Here is a 15,337-nt window from a genome sequence, read left to right on the forward strand (position 1 = left end):
TCTCGTGGGTCGCGCGAGAATGGCCGCTCAGTCCGCACGCTTTCTCAGCAAATAGATATCCATGATCCAACCATGATCTTCACGAGCGCGGGCGCGCGTGTCGATAATTTGCTGCGCCACTTCGATCAGGGGACCCTTGATCAGGATTTCCTCCTTCATGCCGACATATGCTCCCCACCAGATGTCAAAATCGGCCATCTCAAGACTCTGGAACGAACATTCTCCGTCCAGCATCACCGCGACGGTCGAAGTCGTGTTAGGCCAGCCCTCATCCCGGATGCGCCGCCCAGTAGTGACTATGTAAGGCGCGCCCAGTTCATTGATCGGTATTGCATGCGCCGCCGTCAGCGCCTGCAGGGCGGAGATGCCGGGGATCACCTTTGTCGTTGGTTGCGGTTCTAGCCGTGCCGCAATGCGCAGCGAACTGTCATAAAGCGAGGGATCCCCCCAAATCAGCAGCGCCACGCGGCGTGCATCGGGGTGCGCGCCCATTGCCTCATGCCAGCGCAATGCGATGGCATCATGCCACTCGTCCACCCCGCGCAGATATCCGTCATCCGAGCGTCGCTTGGGGATGTCGAAATAGGCAATACACGGTTCGGTTTCGGTGACTTGAGCGATGATCTCTTCGCGTATCCCGGCCAGATCGGCCTTGTTTTCACCCTTGCGCGGGATCAGGATCAGATCCGCCGCCTGAATCGCCTGCGCCCCCTGAAAGGTCACATGATCCGGGTTTCCGGTGCCGATCCCGATCAGGCTCAGCTCAATCATCCTCGAACTCCGCCAGCGGCCCATACAGAATTAACGCCGGAGCCGTTCCAATTTCAGAACGCAGCGTCTCGGCCAAAGCACCGATGGTTGATCGGTGCAATTTCTGTTCGGGGGTCGAGACAGACTCGGCCATGAGCGCAGGTGTGTCCAGAGGCAGGCCATGCGATTGTAATGCCTCGACCAATAGCGGGAAGGTGCGCTTGCCCATGAACACGACGGTTGTCGCCCCGGCATCGGCCAAAGCGGGCAGGTTCAGATCGGTGGGAAGTTTGCCGCTGACATCGTGGCCGGTGACAAACTGAACTCGCCGCGCCGTTAATCGCCGGGTCAACGGGATGCCCGCCGCTGCCGCCGCCGCGATGGCCGATGGGATGCCCGGAATGATCTCATAGTCTATCCCGGCCTCGCGCAGAGCGATGAGTTCTTCTTCAAGGCGCCCGAACATACCGCCATCGCCGGATTTCAACCGTACAACATGCTGCCCGGTCTGCGCATACTCGACCAGCAACCGGCTGACATGATCCTGCTTGGGCGAGGGGCGTCCAGCGCGTTTGCCGACGCCCACCAGATCGGCGTCGTCGCGTACGTGGGTCAGGATAGGGCCGCTGCTGAGGTCGTCAAACAACACTGTATCGGCTTTTTGCATCCGATCGACCGCCTTCAGTGTCAACAGTTCGGGGTCACCGGGGCCTGATCCGATGAAAGACACAAACCCGCTCATGCCGACGCCTCCGCGATCAGGTGAAAGAATGTGCCGGTAACAGTGCCACGGACCGACCCGGTCTGAGGCCCTTCCGCGCCTTCTGCGTCAAACACTCGTGCCAGAGGGGCATCGGGCTGTTCAACGATCGAAGAATAGTGGAACTCGTGCCCCCGAAGAGCGGTTCCCGCTGGCAAGCCCGGCATCGGGGCAAGTAATTCGGCCTTGCGATAACCCAGATTGAACTTGCGCTTTTGGTAGGAGGTCACCAACCCCAATAGGCCCGCCATCTCGTGCTGCACGCCGTCCTTGTCGATCAGGGCCTGACCCAAAGCCATATACCCTCCGCATTCACCATGCACAGGCTTGGTCTCGGCATGCTTGCGCAAACCGCTCTGGAAGGTCTGGGCCGCAGCCAGAGTGCCTGCATGCAATTCCGGATACCCGCCGGGTAACCATACCAGATCCGCGTTCCTCGCCGGAGCCTCATCGGCCAGCGGTGAAAATGGTACAATCTCAGCCCCTGCCGTGCGCCACCCTTCCAGCAAATGCGGGTAGGTAAACGAAAATGCAGCGTCTCGCGCCAGTGCGATCCGCTGTGCCGGGGGCCGCGGCAGCGCGGCTGACGATGGCCCTGCTGGGCCTGAGGAAGCCGCCCGCTTGATCGCCTCAAGATCGACATGCTCCCGCAGGAACGCGGCATACCCGACGATCGCGCTTTCCAGATCAGGATGTTCGACCGCTTGTATCAAGCCCAGATGTCGCTCGGGCAGGGTCAGATCACCCCTCCTCGGTAATACGCCCAGAACCGGCAGGCTTGCGCGCTCCATGCCCAGTCGCGTCAGGCGCTCGTGGCGCGGGCTGGCGCAGCGGTTCAGGATTACGCCGGCAAAGGGCAGATCAGGATTGTACATCTTGAAGCCCAGTGCCGTGGCCGCAGCTGATTGAGCCTGACCGCCCACATCCAGTACCAGCACGACCGGCCAGCCCATCCGCTGTGCGGTCTCGGCGCTTGATCCATGACCTAACTCGCCGGGTTTGGCGACACCGTCAAACAGCCCCATCGACCCCTCGGCCACGACGATATCAGCCCCTTCGGCCTGTATAGATATCGCATTCAGCAACGGTTCTCCCATCGCCCAGCTGTCCAGATTGAACGAGGCGCGCCCCGCAGCTGCCCGGTGAAAAGCTGGATCGATGTAATCCGGTCCGCTTTTGAAAGGCTGCACAGCAAGCCCATCCTCGGCCAGTGCACGTAACAGGCCCAGCATGACCGTGGTTTTGCCGGTGCCCGAAGACGGTGCGGAAATCAAAACGCCGGGAGGGTTAGTCATCACCATGACTCCAGCTTGACCAGGGGCTATCTGCGTTTTGCGGGCGATAGCGGCGGTCATAGTCTTTGGAATAGAGGCAGCTTTCGTCGAACCCTTCACCCGCAAGCGCAGGTCCAACTATGATCAGCGCCGTACGCGAGATGCTTTCATCCAGCGACTCTTTCAACGTTTTCAGTGTCGCACGGATGATCCGCTCATCCGGCCAGCTGGCGCGGTAGACTACGGCCACGGGACAATCGGCGCCGTAGGCCGGAGTCAGGTCGGCGACCACTTGATCAAGATTGCCGATCGACAAGTGAATGGCCAGCGTCGCTCCGGTTCGTGCGAAATTCTCCAGTGTCTCGCCTTCGGGCATCGAGGATGCACGTCCGGGTGTCCGCGTCAGAACCACCGATTGCGCCAAACCGGGCAGAGTCAGTTCGGTGCCTAAAGCGGCGGCCGCCGCTGCAAAGGACGGCACGCCGGGTGTTACGCTGACCGGAATCCCCATCTCTTTCAGGCGACGAATTTGTTCCCCCATGGCGGACCAGACTGACAGATCACCTGAATGCAGGCGTGCTACGTCCTGACCCGCCTTATGGGCGGCCTCGATCTCGGCCATGATCTGATCCAGATTCATCGGCGCAGTGTTGATGATCTTCGCGCCCTCGGGGCAATGGCTCAGGATTTCTTCGGGCACCAGCGATCCCGCATAGAGGCACACAGGGCACGAGGCGATGATATCGCGCCCGCGCAGGGTCAGCAGGTCGGCAGCGCCCGGTCCGGCGCCGATGAAATGAACGGTCATGTTTGTCCTCCGATGGCGATGGCGCAGGTGGCCAGCCGGTCGTCTGATATCTGTCTAGGTGAGAGCAGTCGCGCGCCCGGTCCGGCGGCGGCCAAGGCGGATGCTTCGGCGACGCTGCCGGTGCCATAGGTGGCCCGGCTGCGGTTCGAGCATGTCAGAGTGCGTTGCCCGGTCAGATCGGCAGCCGCAACGAAATGCAGGGGCAGGGCGAGGTCTTCGGCGAAAGCCGACAGCGCCGGGTGCCCCTCTTTGTCGGCAACTGTCGCCAACGCTTCGACAATTTGCCCGGACACTGCCGCTTCATAGGCGGTGCGCAGGCTGTCAGCAGTAGCTTTTGATGAGAAGCCCAGGCCAGCGACGATCATAGCGTCACGCTCCATTGAACCACCGGATAGGCCGATTTCCAACCGCGGCGCGGCCCCAGCGGGGCGGAATGCGCCAGCTCTACGCGCAGAAGCTCTCCGCCCAAGTCTTCATGCCACCGAGCTAACAGTGCCTCGCTTTCCAGCGTTACCGCGTTGGCGACCAACCGAGTTCCAGCGGGCAGCGCATCACGCAGCCAGATCAGCAGGTCAGGGCTCAGGCCTCCGCCGATGAAGACCACATCAGGCAACGGCAGGCCGGTCAACGCATCCGGTGCGGCACCATGCACGACGTTCAGGCGATCCTGCCCCAGCATATCTGCGTTGCGGCGGATGCGCTCGGCGCGATCTTCGCGCGGCTCGATCGTCGTCGCGGTCAGGGTCGGGTCACACATCAGCCACTCGATACTGATTGAGCCGGTGCCTCCACCGATATCCCACAAGTGCTCGCCCCTTTGAGGGGCCAATGCAGACAGGGTCAGCGCACGGATCGGGCGTTTGGTGATCTGGCCGTCGGTTTCGAAAATCTCGTCTGGTTTTCCTGTTGCCTTGGGCAGGGCGCGGCCTTGGCCAGCGACCTCGAGCGCAACGCAGACAGGGTGATCGAAGGTGCCCAGCAGCGCTTCGGTCAATGATACAGCCCGGGCGCGTTCGCGTGGGCCGCCCAACGCCTCCATCACGTGCAGCCGGGTATCCGCGAAGCGTGTCTCGGTCAGATACTGGGCCAATTCTGCAACCGCCGCACCATTGCGCAACAGGATGATGGCGCGCAGGCCGGGCGACAAATGCGGGCGCAGGCGGGTCAGCGGGGCCGCGTGCAGGCCAAAGGTTTGCGTGCTCTCCAGCGGCCAGCCCAGACGCGCCGCGGCGAGCGAGAATGTCGACTGGCCGGGCAGAGCGATCCATTCCCCGGCCTCAAAATTGCGTGCGATCACCGAACCCGCACCGAACCAGAACGGATCGCCTGATGCCAGAACCACGGTCGCGCGCCCGCGTTCCTGCTGCAGCAATGGCAAACCGTCCGAGAAGGGTACAGGCCATTCGATCCGTCGGGCGCCGGTTTCGGGCAACAGCGAAAGATGCCGGGGAGGGCCCATGATAACTTCGGCCCGGTCCAGCACTTGACGGCTTGCGGGCGACAGGCCATCAAGCCCATCTTCGCCCAAGCCCAGAACGGTCAGCCACGGAGATTCAGACATGCCAAACCTCCTGATTCTTGGTGGTACGACCGAGGCCAACGCTCTGGCCAAAGCTGTATCCGAACAGGGGATTACGGCGATCTATTCTTACGCCGGACGGGTGGAGAAACCTCGCCCTCAGCCGTTGCCGACCCGTGTTGGCGGGTATGGTGGGGTTGACGGGCTGGCCAGTTATATCCGCGAAAACGGCGTTACTCACGTCGTGGATGCCACTCATCCGTTTGCCGCTCAGATGAGCCGGAACGCGATCGCGGCCTGCAATGAGACGCAAATTCCGCTTGCTGCTCTGACGCGCGGGGCATGGGTGCCGCAACCCGGTGACAGATGGCATCATGTGCCCGATATCGCCGCCGCGGTTGAGGCGCTTTCCGGAGTGCCACAGCGCGTGTTTCTGGCAGTTGGACGTATGCATCTTGAAGACTTCGCGGCGAAACCTCAGCACCATTACCTTCTGCGGCTGGTGGATGAACCCGAAGACCTGCCGCTGCCGAATGCAGATGTGATCGTGGCCCGAGGGCCCTTCACCGAGGCCGATGACCGCGCACTGATGCAAGATCACGGCACGCAGCTTGTTGTGTCCAAGAACGCTGGCGGCTCTGGCGCGCGCGCGAAGCTCGACGCGGCGCGGGCGCTGGGCTTGCCGGTGCTGATGATCGATCGTCCGGCCCTGCCGCAGCGGATCGAACTGAGCCATGTCACACAGATTTTGGACTGGTTGACTCATCCCTGACCCTCATCGAGCGTAAATCGTGGTGTATAGACGATGGGCGCGCCATTCCGTTCGATCAAACGCGTGCGAGATGAGCCGACGATGACCACGGTCTGCATATCCGCCATTTCGGGTGTCGCCTCGGCCAGTGTGGAAATTCGGATCGCCTCATCCGCGCGCGATACAGCACGGGCAAACAGGATCAGCCGTTCGGGTTCGCATTCCTCACGCAGGATTTCCAGCGTCTTCACAAAGCCTTCTGGTCGAGACTTCGAGCGTGGATTGTAGAACGCCATTGAAAAGTCCGCCTGCGCGGCCAGCCGCAATCGTTTTTCGATCAGTGACCATGGTTTGAGGTTGTCACTGAGGTTGATGGCGCAAAAATCGTGCCCCATCGGCGCGCCTGCCCGTGCAGAGGCCGCCAACATCGCAGTAATTCCGGGCAGAACGTCGATCTGAATATCGCGCCATACAGCAGGGCCGTTCTCCAGCGCTTCAAACACCGCGGCAGCCATTGCAAATACGCCGGGATCTCCGGACGAGACGACCACAACCTTTTTGCCCTCGGCCGCCATTTGCAGCGCGTGCTGAGATCGGTCGATCTCGACTCGGTTATCGCTGGCGTGCAGGGTCAGCCCTTCGCGTTCTGCCACGCGGGCGACGTAGGGGATGTAGCCGACCACATCGGTCGCATCGGCCAAGGCCGCCGTGACTTCGGGGGTCACGAGGGCCTCGTCGCCCGGTCCAAGCCCTGCGATCTTGACCCAACCACTCATGGTCGCCGTCCCTGTCCATGAACGATGATGATCGAGAAATAGGGGGTGATCTTATCGCAGGCCTCGGACAGTTTCGTCACGGTCTGGTTTGGCATCTGGGCGAATTCAACGATCCAGGCACGGTCATACAGACCGGCCGTCTTCAGAGCACGCTTCACCTTGTCGATATTGCGCCCGATCTTCATCACCACCAACGCATCGGTTTGTCCCATGCGTTCTGCCAGAGATTCCTCGGGCAGAGTGCCAACCAGCACGGTCAGAACGTCATCGCCCCAGGTGATCGGGTCGCCCGTCGCTGTCCAGGCGCCGGACATGCCCGTGATTGCAGGGACGACTTCTACATCGGCATCGTCTCTTAAGCGGCTGTAAAGATGCATGAAAGATCCATAGAAAAACGGATCTCCCTCACACAGGACCACAACGTCCTCTCCTTGCTCGGACAGTGCTTTCAGATGCGCTGCGCAGTCTTTGTAGAAGGCGGATAGAAGCTCATTATAGCGCGGATCGGTCACCGGTATTTCGGTTGTGACCGGGTATTCCATCGGGAATTCGACCGCATCTCCCGGGATCATCCCGTTGACGATCTTGCGCGCCTGACCGCTGCGGCCCGGCTTGCGAAAGAAAGCCACGTGGCGTGCATTGCGCAGCAAGCGGTCGGCCCGAACGCTCATCAGGTCCGGGTCGCCGGGGCCGAGGCCCACGCCATATATTTTGCCCCCGCTCATTCCGCGCGGCTCGCGATGGCGTTGATGGCTGCCACGGTAATGGCGCTGCCGCCCAGACGTCCCTTGACGATACAGGACGGGACCGGCTGTGCCTCCCACAGGGCATCCTTGGATTCGACGGCGCCGACAAAGCCCACCGGGCAACCGATGATGGCGGCGGGGCGCGGGCATTCGGGGTCTTCCAACATATTCAGCAGATGGAACAGCGCGGTGGGCGCATTGCCGATGGCGACCAGCGCGCCCTCCAGATGCGGACGCCAAAGCTCCAGCGCGGCGGCTGAGCGGGTGTTGCTCATCTCGGCGGCCAGAGGGCGCACACGGTCGTCATGCAGGGTGCAGATGACCTCGTTATCGGCAGGCAGGCGGAAGCGAGTTACGCCCTCGCTAACCATGCGGGCGTCACACAGGATCGGCGCGCCATTTTCCAGCGCGGCGCGTGCTGCGGTTACGAAACCGGGAGAGAAGTGCACGAACTCTTCCAGACCGACCATACCGGCGGCGTGGATCATGCGAACGGCGACCTGTTCCTCGTCGGCGTCGAACCGAGTCAGATCGGATTCGGACCGGATGGTGGCGAAGCTTTCCTTATAGATCGCCGCGCCATCGGTTTCATACGTGTAGGGCATCAGGTGAAGTCCATGTTCATTAGTGTTTCTTCGGTCAAGCCACGCTGGCAGGGCTCATCCTCCGCGCGGCCTTGTTTGACAAGATCGAATCGTCCCTCACGGCCCACCAAAGTGACATCGGCGGCACTCATGCGGGCACAACCCTTGGCACAGCCCGATACGTGCAGGTTGCCGGGAATGCGCGCGGCTAGGGCGCGTGCGATCCCGCGGGTTTCCACCTGGGCCTGCGGGCAGAATGGAGCGCCGGGGCAGGCGTCAGTGGTCATTAGCGGGTCGGTTTCGTTTGTGACAAATGCCGGAGCAGGTATCGCTGCCCCGCCTTCCAGCAGGATCAGCCGCCACGGCGTGACCCGAAGGGCAGAGGCGCCACTCTTCTCGATCAAATCACAGAGTTCGCGCGCAGGCAGTTGACCGAAAGTCGCGCCATAAATGGTGCCTTGCGGTCGGACACCGGGTTGAAGCGGCGTGCCAACTGGACCGGGCAAGGTGCCTTGCCAGTCGTCGGGCAAACCAATTGAAGCTACAACCCGCGTCATGCGTCGCGTCTCGGGTGTGTGATGTTCTGCAAACCAGTTCGCCAACGCGATCAACTGATCGATGGCTTGGGTTTCAGACACACAACGTCCGGTATCAGCCCCGTCAGCGCGTAGGACCAGACCATCAGGGCTGGTTTCAAGCCTGATATCCGCTGAATTCGCCGCCAGCAGACGCTCGGGTCCGGTGTCGATGGCAAAGCCGAATTTGGCAGGCAAGGCGGGCAACTCGGCCAGTCGGTCGATCAACTCCTGTGTCAGACGTGCGGTCAGGTCGAGGGGTTCATAGAGCGGCGAGACCAGAATGTTGCGCCGAACCTCAATGCCGGGCTCCGCGTCCAAAAGATTCAGCGCCGAAAGCTCCGCAAGCAACGGCTGATGGTCCGCTTCGGCAACGCCGCGCAATTGAAGGTTGGCTCGGTTGGTCAGGTCTATGGTGCCGTTGCCGAACCGCTCGGCCAGAGTGCACAGACCCATCGCTTGTTGGGCGTCCAGACGTGCCAGTCGGGGGCGGACCCGGACCACCAAGCCATCACCCGACATCATCGGTCGATGGGCGCCCGGGCACCAGCCCTGTACGATTGGGGCGCTCATCATAACCCCTCCAAATCGGCCCGGATCGAGTTCCGGCGCGTATTCCAAAGACCAGCCTCCAGCAGAGCGCGGAAACGGTCCTGCATGGCCTGATGCGCCTGAGGGTTGGCCTCTTGCAGGAAGGCATCTACGTCGGAGTCCCCCAGCGTCGCATCATGATAAAGATCGAACAGATGAGGTGCGACCGTGCCGGACAGATGGGCAAAGGAGGCCATATGGTCCAGAGTTGCCGCAATTTCGGCTGCACCCCGGAACCCATGCCGTTGCATTCCGGCGATCCAGCCCGGATTTGCCGCGCGGGCATGCACGACACGGCTGATTTCCTCGGGCAAGGTGCGGGCGCGTGGGTTGTCCGGGTTAGTATTGTCCAGATGATAAAGCTGCGCGCTTCCGCCGGAGATCTTCTTGGCGGCGGCAAACCCTGCCTCATGCGTGGCATAGTCGCTGGCCAGCAGCAGATCGGTTTCAGTCAGGTCCTGAAGATGGACGAAGCTGTCGGCATTGGCGACGCGCTGCGAGATGCCGTCCTTATCTTGGGCGATATGTTCCCCCTCCAGCGCGAAAGAACTGGCCTCGAGCCACGCCTCGCCGGCCTGAACGCGAGCTTCGTCCGTATAGGTCTCGGAAAGATGGGTCATGTTCAACCCATAGCTGCCCGGGGCAGGGCCAAAGACGCGCGCCGCCAGTTCCTGACCGGCATAGGGGTTCCAGTCAGACGCCTCATCGCGCGTCGAAAGGGCTCGTACCGCCTGACCATAGAGCGCTGACAGGGTCGGGAATACATCGCGGAACAAGCCGGAGACCCGTAGCGTGACATCCAGACGTGGACGACTGAGATCGGTGATCGGCAAGACCTCGATTCCCGATACCCGTTCCGAGCCCTTGTCCCAGACAGGTTTGACGCCCAGCAGGTGCAGAGCCATGGCGAATTCCTCGCCCGCTGTGCGCATGGTGGCCGAGCCCCAGAGGTCAACGATCAAGCCCTTGGGGTAATCGCCTTCTTCTTGTAGGTGTCGTCGCACCAGTTCTTCGGCCAGCTTCACACCTTGGGTATAGGCCGCGCGCGTCGGTACTGAACGCGGATCGGTGGTGTAGAGGTTCCGTCCGGTTGGTAGCACGTCCGAGCGACCGCGATAGGGGGAACCGGACGGGCCAGCCTCAATCCGTTTACCCGCCAGTGCGTCGATCAGGGCGCTGCGTTCGGCATGGGCCGAGGGCGCAGGGTCGAAATTACCTATCACCTCGGGCACGCGGCCAAAGATATGTAACCCGTCGCCGAATTGGCTTTCCTTGATATCGCAGACGAAGCGGTCGATGCGGGTGATCGCCTCAGCGGTGCAGGTGGCCTGATCAAGGCCAAGATCGCTTTCAAGGCCGATGGCTTGCGCCTCGTCCCGGATGTTTTCCTGCAGCCGGTCGCGGCGCTTGGGGTCCAATCCGTCGGCGTTCGAGAATTCATCGAGCAGCGATTCCAGCCGTACCATCCGGTCGGGTGTACCGCTTTCCTTCAATGGGGGCGGTATGTGACCCAGCGTAACGGCCCCGATCCGGCGCTTGGCCTGCGCGGCTTCGCCGGGGTCGTTGACAATGAAGGGATAGATCACCGGCAGATCGCGGATCAGCGCTTCGGGCCAGCAATCGGCGGACAGGGCGACCGATTTGCCCGGCAGCCATTCCAGTGTGCCATGCGCGCCGATATGGATCAGCGCATCCGCGCCCAATCCCTTACGGAGCCACAGGTAGAAGGCGACATAGCTGTGACGCGGGGTGCGCGACAGGTCGTGGTAGTCGTCATCCCGCAGTTCGGGCGTGCCGCGTTCGGGTTGCAACGCGATCAGAGCTTTGCCCCGCCGCAGGGCGGTGAAATGGAACGCGTCATCGGTGAAGGTTGGATCGTCCTCGGGCTTGCCCCAGACGGTTTGCAGATCGGTGCGCAGTTGGTCGGGCAGATCCGCCAGCGCGGTTTGATAGTCAGTCAGCGGCCACGAAATCCGAGCTTCCAACAGTGTTTCGCCAATCGGTTCGGCAGGCGCGGTATCATAACCCTCGGCCTGCAAGTCGGACAGTATCGCCTCGGCAGAGGCCAGCGCGTCCAACCCAACCGCATGGGCCATTTGCCAATCCTTGCCGGGATAAGTGGACAGCACCAGCGCGGGCACTTGATCCGCCTTGGGTTTATCGTTGAGGGTCAGCCAACCAATCACACGATCAATGATTGCTTCGATCCGTTCAGGTTCAGCCCGGTGGGCAAAACGGGAATACTCAAGGTGCGGGTCGCGCTTTCCCGGTTCTTTAAACGAGGCGATGCCTGCCGAGATACGCCCATCTACCTCGGGCAGAACCACATGCATGGCGAGGTCGGCGGGCGAAAGCCCACGTTCGGCTTCGGCCCACGCCTTGCGGCGCGAGGTGGCCAGAGCGACCTGAAATACCGGCACATCCGCTGCATCGAGCGGAGAGGTGCCCGACGCGCCTTTGCCCGAGAACGAAGTGGCGTTGATGATCGCGGATGGGCTTAACGCAACGACCTGATCCCGCAGCCAGTCGGCGGCAGCGGGCGCTTTCAGAGATGGAGCGAACAGACCGACAGCGTCATATCCGCGGGCACGCAGGCTGCGGATCAAGGCTGCGACCGGGGCGGTGTCCGCCGAAGTCAGGTAAGCGCGGTAAAAGGTGACGAGGATGCGTTTCGCGTCACCTGTGAACGCTTTTTCCGCCGGGATTACACCGCGATCCGGGCACCATGCGCCACACTCGGGCAAGGTCTTGGCCCCCATCACCGGCCCAGCATAAAGACCTGCCGCCAGTGCCATTTGCGCCAAGGCCGCCTGTGCCGCGACCTCACCGCCGGTGTCGCACAGATGCGCCAGCCGCCGCAGGGTCGAGACGGGTAAGGTGGAGTAGTCGTCCAGCCGGGTATCTTCGCGCCCATCCGCAGGCAGGACGGCCAGTGCAATGCCCTTGGCCTGCGCCAGCGCCAGAACCTGCTGCAAGCCGTACGCCCAATAGGGCACTCCACCGATCAGACGGATCAGTATGCCCTTGGCCCCCTCCAACGTCTGTTCGACATAGGTGTCGACGGACAGAGGGTGTTTCAGCGCCGTCAGATTGGCCAGCCGCATCGTCGGCATCCGCCCGTCGGGTCCGCCTCCACGGTGCCATCCCGCCGCGAAAGCGCCGAGGTCGCTGTCGGAAAAGGACAGCACCACCAAATCCGCCGGGCTTTGGCCCAGATCGGTCGGGGTTTCCGTTTCCTCTAACCCGTGGCTTTCGCGGAAGACGACGTGCATGGCTTTACTCGGCTGCCTCGGTCACACCCACGAGGATATCGCGGATTTCGGCCTCTTTGATATCGTCATGCTCGGCAATGACGACTAGACGCGAGCGGCGCTCCTCGCCGGGTTCCCAAGGGCGGTCATACTGATGGCGCACGCGCGCACCGACGGCCTGAACCAGCAGGCGCATGGGCTTGCCTTGAACGGCGGCATAGCCTTTGACGCGCAGGATGTTCAGTTCTTTGGCCAGACGTTCGATTTTCGTCACCAGATCGAGCGGATCGCTCTGTTCGGGCAACTCGACGATGATGCTTTCGAAATCGTCATGTTCGTGATCGTGATGGCCGTCGTGATGCGATGGGCGTGCGTCCATGTCATCCTCGGCGGCGGCTTCCAGACCCAACACGACGCGGACGTCAACGACGCCCTCGGCCACTTCAACAACGGGCAGGGGGCGCGGGGCCTCTGCAGCGATGACCTCTTTGGCCTTGGCGACACCTTCGGGACCGGCCAGATCAGGCTTGGTCAGCAGGATGATATCGGCGCAGGAAATCTGATCTTCGAACACTTCGGACAGCGGCGTTTCATGATCAATCGAGTCATCGGCCATGCGCTGGGCATCCACCGCCTCGACATTCGGGGCAAAGCGACCGGCAGCGACCGCCTCGGCATCGGCCAGCGCGATGACACCATCGACGGTGATTTTCGAACGGATATCAGGCCAGTCGAAGGCCTTTAGCAGCGGTTTCGGCAGCGCCAGACCGCTGGTTTCGATCAGGATGTGATCAGGGCGCGGCTCCAGCGCCATCAGCACTTCGATGGTCGGGATGAAATCGTCCGCCACGGTGCAGCAGATGCAGCCATTGGCCAGTTCCATGATGTTTTCCGCCGGGCAATCGGGGATCGCGCAGGATTTCAGGATATCGCCATCAACGCCAACATCGCCGAATTCATTGACCACAACGGCCAGACGCTTGCCCTGCGGGTTCTGCATCAGGTGGCGCACCAGCGTTGTCTTGCCCGAGCCCAGAAAGCCGGTGATCACAGTGACGGGAAGTTTCTCAAGGTTGCTCATTTCAGGGCTCCAATCGGGGGAATGCGGGCTGCGCAGTTCTTGCGGAAATGTTCGGGGCGCTCGCGCCATTTGACCAGACCATCCTCGGTCGCGAGGTATTTGGTGGCACCCTCCACGATCATGTCGACGTGGTCGGTTTCGTTGAGGTGTTCATACACGAAGGTCCAGCGATCCGGCCCCCCGCGCAAGACGATGGAACAGCCCTCATCGCAGTTCGACAAGCATTCCACGGCTTTCAAGGTGATCCCTTCGGGCAGATCGGCCTGCTCAAGCGCCTTGTGCAGAAGTGCACCGGGGCGCTGCGCATCATCTTCGACAGGCAGCCCGCGACGGCAGGTGGTGCAAACCAGCAGCTCGACCGGAGCGGTCTCGGTCATGTCTCTCATCCCCCCAAATCCTCTTCGTGGGGGACGGGGTTTCATGCGGGTCGCTTTTGACCCGACACCGGAACACCCCGTCCGGTTTAAATCTCGGGCGTTGGCAGGTCTCCCGGCTTGCGGATGTCAGAGGCGGGCCTCTGTCGGATGTCCCGCCTTCCCGGCCTTGCGGCCAGTGGCTTGGGCACCCTCTCCGTTCACGGTCGCGGGGGCGGCTGCGTTTGACGGAAAACCCGCTGACGCATTCCCTTTTCATCTGCGCACGCAGACACCAACGAAAGGGACATGCGGCACGCTTGGGCTGCTTGTCAAGCGAGTCGCGATGATCAGCGAAGAAGCAGGTAAAAAGCGACCTGTCGAGGTCGCTGGGCGGCATGATCCATCTGTGGTGACGTGTTGGCATGGATCACAAGACGCGAACAGGAGGATGCGGCGCATGAAAGTAGGGTTTATCGGGCTGGGAAATGTTGGGGGCAAGCTCTCGGGATCGCTGCTGCGTAACGGAATCGATTTGACGGTTCATGACCTGAACCCGGATCAGGTGACCCGATTTGTCACCGAGGGTGCCAAAGCCGCTGAAAGTCCGGCGCAGTTGATGCGTGATTGCGACGCGGTGATCACTTGCTTGCCTTCACCCGCCGCCTCGGACGCCGTGATGCAAGAGATGTTGCCCGAGGTCGGCCCCGGCAAAATCTGGATGGAGATGTCGACCACCGATGAGGCTGAGGTCAAACGCCTTGGTGCCATGGTCATCGAACAAGGCGGCGCAGCGGTGGATTGTCCGGTTTCAGGCGGATGTCACCGGGCTGCGACGGGCAATATCTCGATCTTCGCTGGCTGTGACCGCGAAACGTTCGAGCGTATTATGCCCTTCCTGACGACCATGGGGCGGCGCATTCTGCACACAGGTGAACTGGGGTCGGCCTCGGTGCTGAAAGTGCTGACCAACTATCTGGCCACCGCTAACCTGATCACCTGCGCCGAGGCTTTGGTGACCGCCAAAGCAGCTGGAATGGATCTTGGAACCACCTATGAGGCGATCAAGATTTCGTCGGGCACCTCGTTCGTGCACGAAACCGAAAGCCAGGTCATCTTGAACGGTTCACGCGATATCTCGTTCACCATGGACCTGGTGAAAAAGGATATCGGCCTGTTTCAGGAGGTTGCCGACCGCGCCGGTGTCCCCCTTGAGGTGAATCCGGTGATGATCAAGATATTCGAAGACGGCATCGCACGCTACGGCGAGCGCGAGTTGTCCCCGAACATCATCAAACGCCTCGAAGATGCGACCGGACTTGAGATTCAAGCACCGGGCTTTCCACCCGAAATGCTGGATGATGAACCCGAAGAGCCCGGCTATGAGGTCATTCCGCAAAACCGCGCTGCGCCGTAAGCCTGTCTGTTGTCATTGAGCCAAACCAAGTCGGCCGCTTGCAGCGGTCGGCCTGTTTCGGGTTGATCACTGACCGCATTCCGTGTCTTTGTTTGGGTAAA

15 protein-coding genes and 1 riboswitch are annotated in these 15,337 nt (G+C 61.6%); of the genes, 2 read left to right on the plus strand and 13 right to left on the minus strand.

Annotated elements, in window-relative coordinates:
* Window positions 1-27: 27 nt before the first annotated feature.
* Genes cobF through cbiE form a run of 6 tightly spaced genes read right to left on the minus strand, consistent with a single transcriptional unit; the run spans window position 28 to window position 5,153 of the window.
* Window positions 28-771: a precorrin-6A synthase (deacetylating) gene (cobF, locus tag ACR0AZ_RS02450; RefSeq protein WP_480666689.1), complete on the minus strand. Its 744-nt coding sequence runs from the start codon at window positions 769-771 to the stop codon at window positions 28-30.
* A complete protein-coding gene (gene cobA / locus ACR0AZ_RS02455; RefSeq protein ID WP_480666691.1) occupies window positions 764-1,492 on the minus strand; it encodes a uroporphyrinogen-III C-methyltransferase in 729 nt (242 codons plus the stop codon). The genes cobF and cobA overlap by 8 nt, the downstream gene beginning before the upstream one ends.
* Window positions 1,489-2,811 carry a cobyrinic acid a,c-diamide synthase CobB gene (locus tag ACR0AZ_RS02460; protein WP_480666692.1) on the minus strand — a complete coding sequence of 441 codons (1,323 nt, stop codon included), beginning with the start codon at window positions 2,809-2,811 and terminating at the stop codon, window positions 1,489-1,491. Before ACR0AZ_RS02460 ends, cobA begins: the two co-directional genes overlap by 4 nt.
* Window positions 2,798-3,592: a precorrin-4 C(11)-methyltransferase gene (cobM, locus tag ACR0AZ_RS02465; RefSeq protein WP_480666693.1), complete on the minus strand. Its 795-nt coding sequence runs from the start codon at window positions 3,590-3,592 to the stop codon at window positions 2,798-2,800. Before cobM ends, ACR0AZ_RS02460 begins: the two co-directional genes overlap by 14 nt.
* A complete protein-coding gene (locus ACR0AZ_RS02470; RefSeq protein WP_480471886.1) occupies window positions 3,589-3,957 on the minus strand; it encodes a cobalamin biosynthesis protein in 369 nt (122 codons plus the stop codon). Before ACR0AZ_RS02470 ends, cobM begins: the two co-directional genes overlap by 4 nt.
* Window positions 3,954-5,153: a precorrin-6y C5,15-methyltransferase (decarboxylating) subunit CbiE gene (gene cbiE / locus ACR0AZ_RS02475; protein WP_480469335.1), complete on the minus strand. Its 1,200-nt coding sequence runs from the start codon at window positions 5,151-5,153 to the stop codon at window positions 3,954-3,956. The genes ACR0AZ_RS02470 and cbiE overlap by 4 nt, the downstream gene beginning before the upstream one ends.
* On the opposite strand from cbiE, the gene ACR0AZ_RS02480 reads away from it, so the two are divergent.
* Window positions 5,152-5,883, plus strand: coding sequence for a cobalt-precorrin-6A reductase (locus tag ACR0AZ_RS02480; protein ID WP_480469336.1), 732 nt, complete (start codon window positions 5,152-5,154; stop codon window positions 5,881-5,883). The two genes, cbiE and ACR0AZ_RS02480, sit on opposite strands and share 2 nt — an antisense overlap.
* Here the strand turns inward: ACR0AZ_RS02480 and cobJ are convergent.
* Genes cobJ through ACR0AZ_RS02515 form a run of 7 tightly spaced genes read right to left on the minus strand, consistent with a single transcriptional unit; the run spans window position 5,874 to window position 13,843 of the window.
* Window positions 5,874-6,638, minus strand: coding sequence for a precorrin-3B C(17)-methyltransferase (cobJ, locus tag ACR0AZ_RS02485; RefSeq protein ID WP_480666694.1), 765 nt, complete (start codon window positions 6,636-6,638; stop codon window positions 5,874-5,876). The two genes, ACR0AZ_RS02480 and cobJ, sit on opposite strands and share 10 nt — an antisense overlap.
* Window positions 6,635-7,363, minus strand: coding sequence for a precorrin-2 C(20)-methyltransferase (locus ACR0AZ_RS02490; RefSeq protein WP_480469338.1), 729 nt, complete (start codon window positions 7,361-7,363; stop codon window positions 6,635-6,637). The genes cobJ and ACR0AZ_RS02490 overlap by 4 nt, the downstream gene beginning before the upstream one ends.
* Window positions 7,360-7,989: a precorrin-8X methylmutase gene (locus ACR0AZ_RS02495; protein WP_480469339.1), complete on the minus strand. Its 630-nt coding sequence runs from the start codon at window positions 7,987-7,989 to the stop codon at window positions 7,360-7,362. Before ACR0AZ_RS02495 ends, ACR0AZ_RS02490 begins: the two co-directional genes overlap by 4 nt.
* On the minus strand, window positions 7,989-9,116 hold the full coding sequence (gene cobG, locus ACR0AZ_RS02500) for a precorrin-3B synthase (protein WP_480666695.1): 1,128 nt from the start codon (window positions 9,114-9,116) through the stop codon (window positions 7,989-7,991). The genes ACR0AZ_RS02495 and cobG overlap by 1 nt, the downstream gene beginning before the upstream one ends.
* Complete coding sequence (gene cobN / locus ACR0AZ_RS02505; protein ID WP_480666696.1) at window positions 9,116-12,406, minus strand: cobaltochelatase subunit CobN; 3,291 nt, start codon at window positions 12,404-12,406, stop codon at window positions 9,116-9,118. Before cobN ends, cobG begins: the two co-directional genes overlap by 1 nt.
* Window positions 12,407-12,410: 4 nt before the next feature.
* Window positions 12,411-13,466: a cobalamin biosynthesis protein CobW gene (gene cobW / locus ACR0AZ_RS02510; RefSeq protein ID WP_480469342.1), complete on the minus strand. Its 1,056-nt coding sequence runs from the start codon at window positions 13,464-13,466 to the stop codon at window positions 12,411-12,413.
* Window positions 13,463-13,843: a DUF1636 family protein gene (locus ACR0AZ_RS02515; RefSeq protein ID WP_480469343.1), complete on the minus strand. Its 381-nt coding sequence runs from the start codon at window positions 13,841-13,843 to the stop codon at window positions 13,463-13,465. The genes cobW and ACR0AZ_RS02515 overlap by 4 nt, the downstream gene beginning before the upstream one ends.
* An 85-nt stretch (window positions 13,844-13,928) precedes the next feature.
* A riboswitch (cobalamin riboswitch) is annotated at window positions 13,929-14,134 on the minus strand.
* A gap of 31 nt (window positions 14,135-14,165) precedes the next feature.
* Here ACR0AZ_RS02515 and ACR0AZ_RS02520 point away from each other — a divergent pair.
* A complete protein-coding gene (locus ACR0AZ_RS02520) occupies window positions 14,166-15,236 on the plus strand; it encodes an NAD(P)-dependent oxidoreductase (protein WP_480469344.1) in 1,071 nt (356 codons plus the stop codon).
* Window positions 15,237-15,337: the final 101 nt, after the last annotated feature.

It is taken from the genome of Ruegeria sp. BE3 (assembly GCF_056538865.1).